Here is a 3,600-nt window from a genome sequence, read left to right on the forward strand (position 1 = left end):
GGCCGCGGTCCCGGTCGCGGAAGCCGCCCTCGCGCTCGCGGCGCGGCTCCTCGGTGTACACCTCGTCCATGGGCGAGGGCTCGCCGGGGACGATCTCCCACTGCCCCTGGTTGTCCTTGCGCAGCCGCACCAGGCCGCGGCCCTGGGCCTCGGTGATGAACTTGCTGAACTTGCTGTAGCCGATGTTCTTTTCGTTGAACCCCGGGTCCAGGTCCAGCATCACCTGCTTGAGGCGGTCCACCCGCATGACGTCGCGGTTGCGGATCATCTGCTGCGCGGCCTTGGCCACCAGCTCCCACGGGTCTTCGCGCACGCCGCTGTCTTCCACGGCGCGGGTGAGGCCCGACAGGTTGTGGTAGCTGTAGTACTCGTCGCAGTTCTGGATGAGCAGGTCGCTGGCGCTTTCGCGCATCCCCACGCCGATCACGTACTTGCCGTACTCCTTGAGCTTCATGACGCAGCTCGAGAAGTCGGAGTCGCCGGTGAGCAGAATGAAGGTGCCGATCTCCGGCCGCATGAAGGCCAGCTCGATGGCGTCCACCGCCATGCGCAGGTCCGTCGCGTTCTTCTTGCTGGTGCCGTACGCGGGGGCAAAGATCAGGTCGATGGACGCTTCCGTCATGGGCACGACGGAGCTGGGGTAGCGGCGCCAGTCGGCGTAGGCGCGGCGCACGGCGATCTTGCCGCGGAACACGTCCGAGTTGAGCAGACCGTTGAGCTCCTTGCCCAGGTCGCTGCGGACGTTCATGGTCACGTTGTCGAAGTCGATCAGCAGGGCGGCGCTGCGGCCGCTGCTGAGCGTGGGGCCCTGAAAGCCCCGGGGCGCGATGTTGTTCATTCGTTTTCTCAGTCCGTCAGTTCAGTACCGACGAAGCCCCTGCGCTTCGGGCAGGGCGCGAAAAGCGCGAAGTGCGGACGGCAAAGCAAACCCGGGACCGTGTCCCGCGAGTTTGTTCGCCATCCGCACTCATGCGCGCCGCGCCGTCCGCCGACAGCCGGAGGAGCCTCGCCATCGAATCGTTGTCACCGTCGGCTGCTCTCCTCGGCGCTGATCATGCGCGAGAGCTCCACACGGCGAACCTTGCCGCTTCCCGTCATGGGGAAGCCGTCCAGAAAGCGGACCAGGTCGGGGACCTTGTAGTCCGCCAGCACTTCGCGGCAGAAGTCGCGAATTTCCTCGCCGGTGACGATGGCCCCCTCTACCGGGACGATGCACGCGCACGCGGCCTCGCCCAGGATTTCGTGCGGGAGCCCCACCACCGCCACGTCCAGCACCGCCGGGTGGGCGTGCAGACGGTCCTCCACCTCGCGGGGGTACACGTTGAACCCGCCGCGGATGATCATTTCCTTGCGGCGCCCGATGAGGTGGAGGAACCCTTCCTCGTCCACCATCCCCAGGTCGCCGGTGAGGAAGAAGCCGTCGGGCGTAAAGACCTGCGCGGTCTCGCCCGGCTGCCGGTAGTACCCCTGCATGACGCCGGGGCCGCGGATGGCCACCTCGCCCACCGATTCCTCGGGGAGCACGGAGCCGTCCACGTCAATGACCCGCACCTCCGTTTCGGGAAGCGGGCGGCCCACGGTGGCCACCTGCTTGCCTTCCGGATCGTCGGGGCGCATGACCGACACCATGTTGCCGGTTTCCGTCATGCCGTACCCCACCCGCACGCCGGGAAGAAACTCGCGGCGAATGCGGTGCGCCAGCTCTTCCTGCACGGGTGCGCCGGCCACCACGCCGGTGCGCAGTGAGCCCAGGTCGTGGCTGGCGCGGTCCGGGTGGTTGAGCGCCAGGATGAAGCTGGTGGGAACGCCGTGGAACACCGAAACCCGCTCGCGCTCCACGATCTCCAGCGCGGTGCCCGCGTCGCCGCCTTCCTGCAGCACCAGCGTGGCCCCGGCGGCCATGGTGCCCAGCATCCCCGTGCCGATGCCGAACGCGTTGAACAGCGTGTTGACGCCGAACACCACGTCGTCCTCGCGCAGCCCGATGGCGTCGGCCGAGAGCGACGCGTTGGCCATCAGGTTCTCGTGCGTGAGCGCCACCCCCTTGGGCTTGCCCATGGTGCCCGAGGTGTACAGGATGGCGAACAGCGCGTCGGCCCCGCCCTGGAAGCGGGGATATTCCCGCCCCTCGCCGCTGCTGACCAGGTCCTCGAACTGGTGGATCCGGTCGTCGTACCACAGGTCCTCTTCGCCCACCGACACCACGTACTGCAGGTCGGGGAGCACGCCCAGGAACTGTTCAAAACGGGCCAGGTAGTCGACGCCCTCCCAGTTTTCCGCCGTGACGACCACGACGGACTCGGAGTGCCGCAGCATGTACTGCAGCTCCGGGTTGGTGAACCGGGGATTCAGGGGTACGACGACGGCGCCGAGCTTGGCGGCCGCGAAGGTCGCGACCACGAACTCGGGCCAGTTGGGAAGGGTGAGGGCGATGCGGTCGCCGGCTTCGATGCCCAGTTCGTGGAGCGCCGCGGCCAGGGCGGCTGCCTGCGCGTCCACCTGGGCGTACGAGAGCCGCCGGTCGCCGAACGCAACGAATGGCCGCCGCGGGTTCTCCCGCACGCGCAGCTCCAGGCTGTCCGCGAGCGTGAGACCACGAAAGCGGTCGCGTAGCGTCATGTAACCTCTCGTCCGGGTGCTCGGGCCTGTTCCGAGCGCAAACATAACGGGGGGCCGGGAGGGCGTCAAATTCGGGGGAACGGGAGGGCGGGAGGGCGGAGGAAGGACAGTACGAAAGTACGAAAGTACGAAAGTACGAGAGTGAGGGACGGCGGAGCGGCTGAAGCCGCCGCAACAAACGGCTGGAAGCCTCACGGTAGGGCTGTGAGGCTGCTCCTGCGCGGGCGATGGGTTCGGCGCGGTCCGCTGCCCTCGCGCTGAGGTCTCCCTTTCTCCCGCGACCCCGGGAAGATGGTCGGTGAAAGCGGTCGTTTCGGAATGTACGGCAGTCTCCGAAGCGCACCGATCTGCAGTTCTCCCCTCTCCGTGCGTCTGTTTGCACGGGGAGGGGCCGGGGAAGGGGCCGTCCGCCGCCGCGCGGCACCCCGCGGAGCGCACGGACGGGGTTGCGCCACCCGCGGCGCTCCTGAGCGGATGAATCCGCCGCTCAGACAGCGGCAAGCCCCGACTCATGGCCGCTGTCGCGTCCACGATCGAGGCTTCAACCGCGTACACATCGCGTGCGTCGTTTCCGCGCGGGCAGCGGGGTTGGAGCGGGCGAAGAGCAGATCCTTCGTCGGCGCCACGGTTCGGCGCGCGGCGGCCGCTCTGGGTGGCGCCTCCTCAGGATGACAACTCGTTGGCGTGCCTGATGGTAGACACCCACACGCCGAGGCCGCCGCCGCAGTCCGCGTCGGCGGACTTCGTGCTTTTCCAGCGGCGAATTCATTCGCTCTGGACAGGCGGCCGCGCCAAAAATCGTTCCGCGCGCCGATGCAGCCGCCGCAGTCCGCGCAGGCGGACTTTGCGCCGTGGTTGCCGCGGCTTCAGCCGCCCGGCGCACCCGCACCGAACCTGGAGCGCGTACCCCGTCCCGCTGTTCCTATTCCCTATTCCCTATTCCCTATTCCCTATTCCCTATTCCCTGTCGTCCCCCTGCCG

Annotated in this window: 2 protein-coding genes; both read right to left on the bottom strand. The window is 68.0% G+C overall.

The genetic code is table 11. From position 1 onward, the window contains the following. Positions 1 to 838 (bottom strand): NYN domain-containing protein (locus tag VF665_RS04745; RefSeq protein WP_331052265.1); only part of this gene is annotated, 838 nt, incomplete at its 3' end. Positions 839 to 1,023: 185 nt separating this feature from the next. Beyond that, positions 1,024 to 2,619 carry a class I adenylate-forming enzyme family protein gene (locus VF665_RS04750; RefSeq protein ID WP_331052266.1) on the bottom strand — a complete coding sequence of 532 codons (1,596 nt, stop codon included), beginning with the start codon at positions 2,617 to 2,619 and terminating at the stop codon, positions 1,024 to 1,026. Positions 2,620 to 3,600: the final 981 nt, after the last annotated feature.

This window comes from Longimicrobium sp. (assembly GCF_036387355.1).
GTDB lineage: Bacteria > Gemmatimonadota > Gemmatimonadetes > Longimicrobiales > Longimicrobiaceae > Longimicrobium.

Coding starts and splice junctions, on each gene's coding strand:
- VF665_RS04750 (WP_331052266.1), bottom strand. CDS start 2,619: ATGACGCTACGCGACCGCTTTCGTGGTCTCACGCTCGCGGACAGCCTG.